General features: G+C 52.1%; 7 protein-coding genes and 1 other annotated feature. Of the genes, 6 read left to right on the plus strand and 1 reads right to left on the minus strand.

What is annotated here, in order from left to right:
• Positions 1-829, minus strand: an 829-nt coding sequence (locus AC0LWM_RS32240; RefSeq protein WP_474679145.1) for an IS256 family transposase, incomplete at its 3' end; no start/stop codon positions are given.
• A gap of 76 nt (positions 830-905) precedes the next feature.
• On the opposite strand from AC0LWM_RS32240, the gene AC0LWM_RS32245 reads away from it, so the two are divergent.
• From AC0LWM_RS32245 to ilvA, 6 genes are all read left to right on the plus strand, one after another.
• Complete coding sequence (locus AC0LWM_RS32245) at positions 906-1,208, plus strand: hypothetical protein (RefSeq protein ID WP_474679146.1); 303 nt, start codon at positions 906-908, stop codon at positions 1,206-1,208.
• Between the two features lie 101 nt (positions 1,209-1,309).
• Positions 1,310-2,008, plus strand: a complete 699-nt coding sequence (locus tag AC0LWM_RS32250; protein ID WP_474679147.1) for an ABC transporter ATP-binding protein — start codon at positions 1,310-1,312, stop codon at positions 2,006-2,008.
• Between the two features lie 13 nt (positions 2,009-2,021).
• The gene (locus AC0LWM_RS32255) at positions 2,022-3,266 is read left to right on the plus strand and encodes an ABC transporter permease (protein ID WP_474679148.1); all 1,245 of its coding nucleotides are present in this window, start codon (positions 2,022-2,024) and stop codon (positions 3,264-3,266) included.
• A gap of 62 nt (positions 3,267-3,328) precedes the next feature.
• On the plus strand, positions 3,329-3,754 hold the full coding sequence (locus AC0LWM_RS32260) for a DNA/RNA helicase (protein ID WP_474679149.1): 426 nt from the start codon (positions 3,329-3,331) through the stop codon (positions 3,752-3,754).
• 88 nt (positions 3,755-3,842) lie between these two features.
• A complete protein-coding gene (locus AC0LWM_RS32265) occupies positions 3,843-4,790 on the plus strand; it encodes a DMT family transporter (RefSeq protein WP_474679150.1) in 948 nt (315 codons plus the stop codon).
• Positions 4,791-4,871: 81 nt separating this feature from the next.
• Positions 4,872-5,128 (plus strand) — a binding site (T-box leader).
• A gap of 163 nt (positions 5,129-5,291) precedes the next feature.
• Positions 5,292-6,557 (plus strand): threonine ammonia-lyase IlvA, encoded by a 1,266-nt coding sequence (gene ilvA / locus AC0LWM_RS32270; RefSeq protein ID WP_474679151.1) that lies wholly within the window; start codon positions 5,292-5,294, stop codon positions 6,555-6,557.
• The last annotated feature ends 586 nt before the right edge of the window (positions 6,558-7,143 follow it).

Below are 7,143 nucleotides of genomic sequence, written 5' to 3' on the forward strand. Positions count from 1 at the left end.
TAGCAAGGTTACGGTCTAATGCGTTGTAGATGGTTTTGAGATCGTTTATGAATTCGTTCTTGTCTTGTACGCGAATCTTAGGGAAGGTGTTACGCATCTTATGGACGACACAGTGCTGCACGTCTGCTTTTGGATAAGCCTCACGAAACGCCTCTTCCAGTCCAGGTAAACCGTCAAAGACGCCTAACAAGACATCGGTTGCGCCGCGTCGCTGCAGGTCTATAAGCACGTCACGCCAGCCATTAGAGCTCTCTTGACCACCGATGTAGAAGCCGAGAATGTCCCGGTAGCCATCCTCACTGATCCCCATAGCAAAATAGACGGCTTCCCCGGCGACCGTGCTACGTTTGAGCTTTACGTAAAGTCCATCCAGATAAATAACAGCGTAACGCTTGCGCAGCGGACGTTGGTGCCATTGCTCAATGTCTTCAAGAACCGTGCTGGTAATGTTGCTGACCGTGGTAGGCGAATACTGGGTTCCAAACATACCTTCGATGAAACTAGCAATATCCCGAGTGCCCATGCCACCCTTATACATGTGGATCACAGCCTCTTCCAGCCATCCTTCACGGCGCTGATAGGGGTCAAACAACTGGGTTTGAAAGTCACCGTTACGGTCTCGAGGCACTTGGAGGTCGTCGATCTTCCCGATCCGCGTGCCCAGTGTGCGCGTGTAGTAGCCATTGCGGCTATTGCGGACACCTTCTTGCTCGACTTCTAAAAAGTTTCGGATCTCTTCTTTCATAATGAGCTCGAGCTTTTCTTTTACGACGGCGCTCACAACATTTTCTATTAGGTCTGAGAGCATGTTTTCTGTTATAGTTGCCATGAGTAGGGTTCCTTTCTTGGTGACTTCGCAATCCCGAGAATACCCTACTTTTTTGCTTTCTAGAAGACTCCAGATCTTGGTACACAAACTATTGTACGTCATCTTGAACCTCGTAATTCATGAGATTTTCAGAAATATTTTGCTGAAATTCAGCCAAAAATTTCTGAACGAATGCGAAGCCAGCCAAGCAGCCACAGCCAAGCAAGCAGCCACAGCCAAGCGGCAACTACCAGCAAGCCACTGTCCAAGCAGCAGCTCTACTGCCAAAGCGAGCCGCTGTTTTGCCAAGCAAGCTAGTGCCATTTTGCGAGTAGTTGTGGCAACTGACATCCGCTTCGTCAATGCGGCCATCCGTAGCGATGCCCCTCTTCCTCCTTAGCAAGCTGCTTAAGCGGAGTTCATGCGAAACTGCACATGGACCAAGCGCGTATAATGGATATTGCGATATGATTGTGTTTGCGTCTGATTGGAGGGAAGTCCATGGAAGCTTTACGGGTACAAATTCGGGAAGCGGGGTACGACGAACATCAGCCGATCATTCACGACATCGGCTTCGAAGTCGAAGCAGGGCAATGGATCGGATTGATCGGGCCGAACGGGGCGGGCAAAAGCACGACGGTCAAAGCGGTGATCGGCCTGCTGTCCCACGTGAAGGGCGAAATAACGTTCCACGGGCCAAGAGGAACTTATGCATACATTCCCGAGCAGCCGATCGTTTACGATTCGATGACGTTATGGGAGCATCTCGAGCTTGCCGCGGCTGCATACGAAATGGACCGCGCCGACTTCGCCGCGCGTGCGGACAAGCTGCTGGAGCAGTTTCGCATGGCCGAAGTGAAGCATCATTTGCCGTCTTCGTTTTCCAAAGGGATGCGGCAAAAAATGATGCTGATGATCGGATTTTTGCTCCAGCCGGACATTTATATCGTCGACGAACCGTTCATCGGGCTAGACCCGAAAGCGACGAAGCAGTTCCTCGACCTGCTGAATGCGGAACGCGATCGGGGAGCGGCAGTGCTAATGTCGACGCATGTTCTCGATACCGCCGAAAAAATATGCGATTCGTTTCTCCTGATCGACGGGGGGAAGGTCGTTGCCCAAGGAACGCTGGAGCAAATTCGAGAGCAGAGCGGGCTGCCGGGCGCTTCATTATTCGATTGCTTCCATCGATTAACATGAGGGGGGGAAAGCGATGACGCCGCGCCAATTATTTTATCGCCGGCTCCGCCAGGAATGGACGTACCAATACAAAGCGTGGCGCAGCGCGATAGATTGGACGGTCATGCTGTATTTTATCGTACCGGGGCTGCTGTTCGCGGGCGGTTATTACGCAACGTTGTGGCGCGAGGTGCCGGGCTGGATGCAAGTTGTTCCGCTGCCTGTCCTATTCGTCCTGCTCTACTTATTCGCAAGCTTGGGTACGATTCGAGTATTTCTTGAGGAAGGCGACCAGCTGTTTCTGCGGCAGAAGCCGCTGTGGATTCATACGATTCGATCATGCGGGATAGGGTACTCCTTCATCGGACAAGCCTTGTTTACTCTACTTACGGCCGTGATTCTACTGCCTTTACTTGTTGGAGCTTACAAGCTGGACGTTGTCCAGTTGACGGGAATTTTCATCTTAACGGCGCTGTTCAAGATGTTGATATCTCTTGCAAGGAATATGCTGACTTTACGCTTCCGTTCGTGGAGAAAGGTTTTGCTGTCGATCGCAACGTTCGTCCTAGGCGGCATCGCCAATATCGGAATTCAGATGGCGTTTTGGAGCACCCCGCTGCTTCAGGTGGGAAGCTGTTTTGTCCTGACACTGCTGCTGGGCTTCGCGATCCGACTGCGTTTAAAGATGCGAAGCAGCTTCGAACAGGAGCTTCATAACGAAGGCGTCGGCAAAATGAAAATAACAGCGATGCTGCTTGGCGATTTTGCAGAAAAGCCGCCTTTGATCCGGCGCAAGCGGCCATTGCTGTTCCGTAGCTCCGGGCATCTATTCCGCAAAAAAACGGCGGTTAACGGCTTAACCGAGTTTGCGGTCAAATCGTTCATCCGCCAGTGGAAGCAAGTTCGAATGGTGCTGCAATATACGGTGGCGGGCACGTATGCGATATTTGCCGCACCACTCGTCCTGAAATGGATTGCATTGGGCCTGCTGCTTATTCCGTTTGGAGCTTGGCTGAACATATTCTGGCGCGATGTGGAAACGGCAGGATTCGTGGAGCTGTTTCGATGGAAGCCCATCGATCTGCTGTATGCCGCGAGCAAGACGAAGCTGATCATCATGCTGCCGAGCTTTATAATCTGGAGCGCCATCGTAGGATGGAGCACTTACGGCTGGTGGGGAGCTCTGCTCATGCTGCCGGTCGGTTACGGAATTTTATACGGCTTCGTCAATATACTTGCGTTATGGTCCAAACGCAAATCACCTGTGGAATATTCATGAAATCCGGTTTGCGGGGCATACTGAACGAAGCATTTCATGTTATGAAAGCTGGAGGAATGATGATGCCAACATCCGCGATTTTGTTTCGTTTCACGGACGTGAAGTCCGCCGGTCTTGCATTCGATACGCTGCAGGAGCTCGGTTATGAGCCGGTCCTGCATACGGATGAAACACCTTGCCAAGTACATATTCACGTCGACCATAACAATCTCGCTTCAGCGCTCGAAATTGCCCAGGCCCATGGCGGGACGCTTGTCGAGGAATCCGGCATCGCGCCGGCGGGCTCGCTTACGAATGCGTACGGACTGGATGCGATTCCGATTCCGGCGCATATCGTCAATGAGGACTGGAGCGAGGACTATGCTCATTCGGCTCACGCAGCTTTAGCCAACCGCGACGATGATGATGAAGCCCCCAATAGAGGCGAGGAGGAATTCCCGGCTTTTGAAGGATCGTTCGATTATATGTCCGGCGATGTAAGAATCTAAAAATTTTCAAAATTAGGCTTTAAAAATGGCGTTCATCCACCCCGCAGCTGTGATATACTTGATTTCGTGTTTACAGGTTGCCCCTTGAATGGGGGAATTACGGATGGTGGATATGAACGGAAAACGAATGGCTTATTTGCAAATAGCGGCTTCGATGACAATCGTAGGGAGCTCGGTCGTAGCAGGAAAACTGCTGGTCGCCGGGTTTCCCGTTTTTTTGGCGTCGGAATTTCGCTTTCTGATCGCGCTTGGTTTGATGGTGCCTTTATTCCTATGGAAGGAAAAGAAGCTGTCGCTAACGCGCCGCGATGTGTTGTTTTTGTTTTTGCAGGCGTTCGCCGGCATTTTTTTGTTTAATATTTTTATGCTGTACGGGCTGCAATGGACGACTGCCGCCGACAGCGGCATCATTACGAGCATGATTCCGGCCGTAATCGGTATCGTTTCATTTCTTTTTCTAAGGGAAAAGCTGAATCGTTACAAAATAGCCGGCATCGTGCTGACCATGCTCGGCGCGATGGTCATCAACGCGGGGCATGGCGGTTCGGCCGCAGCTCCAGGGAGTAATCCGCTGCTTGGGAACACCTTGGTGTTCGGCGCCGTCGTAGGCGAAGCTTGTTATTTCATATTCGGCAAAGCACTGGCGGGACGGATTACGCCGATTGCGAACTCGATGATGATGTGCGTGTTCGGCGTGCTGCTTTTTTTGCCGTTTGCGATTGTTGAAGCCGTGTCTTTCCCGTTTGCCTCGGCGTCGCCGCTGGATTGGACGCTTATTGCGTATAACGCCGTTTTTGTAACGGTCATCGCTTTTATTCTTTCTTTTCGGGGGCTCGCCAAAGTGTCCGCCAGCGCGGCGGGAGTGATGACAGGGATGCTGCCTGTCAGCGCCGTCGTATTATCGTATATCGTGCTGGGAGAATCGTTTCGTTGGTCGCATCTGATCGGGATGTTGTGCGTCTTGCTGGCGATCGGGCTTATATCCAAGGAGCCTCGGGCCAAAACGGCGGAGCTGCATCGTTCGCTGGGAGGGTAGGCGATCCTGGCATACGCTTGCATCAATTAGCAGTTGACTTTCGATTGTGAGAAGATCATAATAGAGCTAATTATGATGAACGTAAATTCGTTGACGAGAACGAGTACGTTGTGAAGCGCGATCCCCAGAGAGCCGGCAGCTGCTGAAAGCCGGTGTTCGCCGCATAACCGAAAATCATCTCCGAGAAGCAAAGCCGAAGCAGGTCAGTAAGCTTTGTCGGGTGTCCGCCGTTACAAGGAACGCGTATGTTTGTACGTTGATGAGTGCCGTCGTTTTCATGCTTCGATTTGCATGTGACGGAATGTGGGTGGTAACGCGAGTTCAGTCTCGTCCCTAGCAGGGGCGGGGCTTTTTTTATTTTCTGGGCCAAAATGAATGGGAGAGTGACTACGTATGAACACAACAAGCGACCGCCAAGGCGTCCGGATGGAAGATATCATGTTCGCGCACCATGTGCTGAAGGAAGTCATAACGAAAACGCCGCTGCAGTACGACAAAAATTTGTCGGCCAAATACGACTGCAACGTTTACCTGAAACGCGAGGATTTGCNCGCGCACCATGTGCTGAAGGAAGTCATAACGAAAACGCCGCTGCAGTACGACAAAAATTTGTCGGCCAAATACGACTGCAACGTTTACCTGAAACGCGAGGATTTGCAAGTCGTCCGTTCGTTCAAAATCCGCGGCGCGTACCACTTGATCCGTACGCTGTCTGCGGAGCAACTGCAGAACGGTATCGTTTGCGCGAGCGCGGGCAATCATGCCCAAGGGGTAGCGTATTCCTGCAATGCGCTTAACATCCACGGCAAAATCTTCATGCCAAGCACGACGCCGCGGCAGAAGATTACGCAAGTGAAGCTGTTCGGCGGCTCGAACGTCGATGTCATTCTTGTCGGCGACACGTTCGACGATGCGTATGACGAAGCGATCAAAGCCTGCGAGCGGGACAATATGACGTTCATTCACCCGTTCGACGATGCCAAAATTATTGCCGGCAACGGGACGGTCGGGCTGGAAATCATGGAGAGCCTCGACGTTCCGGCGGATTATGTGTTCGTCACGATCGGCGGCGGCGGGCTTGTATCCGGCGTAGGCACTTACGTCAAAGCGATCAGCCCTTCGACCAAGGTGATCGGCGTCGAGCCGGAAGGCGCGCCGTCCATGTCCCAGTCGATTGATCGGCGGGAGGTCGTTGCGCTGGACAACATCGACAAATTTGTCGACGGCGCAGCTGTGAAGCGGGTCGGGCAGCTAACCTACGACATCTGCCGAGACATGCTTGACGATATCGTGCTTGTTCCGGAGGGCAAGGCGTGCACGACGATTCTTGAGCTGTACAACGAAAATGCGATCGTTGCCGAGCCGGCGGGCGCTTTGGCCATTGCGGCGCTCGAATTCCGACGGGAAGAAATCCGCGGCAAAAATGTCGTCTGCATCGTAAGCGGCGGCAACAACGACATCGACCGGATGCAGGAGATCAAGGAGCGGTCGCTCATCTACGAAGGGCTGAAGCATTATTTTACCGTCAACTTTCCGCAGCGCGCCGGGGCTCTACGGGAATTTCTAGACGACGTGCTGGGCCCGAACGACGACATCACGCGATTCGAATATACGAAGAAGCACAACAAGGACAACGGTCCGGCGCTTGTCGGCATCGAGCTGAAGAGCAAGGAAGATTACGAGCCGCTGATCGCACGCATGGAGAAGAAGGGAATCCGGTACGTGGAGCTGAACAAGGATCCGGTATTGTTCAATCTGTTGATTTGACGAAAGGGCGCTTGCAGAGGCGGTTTCGGCGGCCGGTCGATCGGATCAAAGGGGCCGGCTTCAACGAGGCCGGCGGCTGCAATAAAATTGCAATTGCACATCATTGGCCGCTGTTGAGCCGATGTGCTGATCATATCTGCAAAAGTGCATCTATTACTAACAGTTAAGCTGTCGCGCCGAGCATACCTGCAAAAGTGCATCTATTTCTCGCAGTTGAGCCGACGTGCTGATCATACCTGCAAAAGTGCATCTATTGGCCGCTGTGGAGACGATGTGCTGATCATATCTGCAAAAGTGCATCTATTACTCGCAGTTAAGCCGTCGCGCCGAGCATACTTGCAAAAGTGCATCTATTACTCTCAGTTGAGCCGACGTGCTGATCATACCTGCAAAAGTGCATCTATTACTCGCAGTTAAGCCGTCACGCCGAGCATACCTGCAAAAGTGCATCTATTTCTCACTTTATCCCCGCGTGAGGGGTCAAGTCCAATATTGTGTGTAAAATCCTCGTTTAGGATTACACAGGTACTTTTGGATTTTGGGTCTTTCGCCAATCGTAGTACTCTTTCATATCGAGATACTTCTT

It is taken from the genome of Paenibacillus sp. sgz302148 (assembly GCF_056120465.1).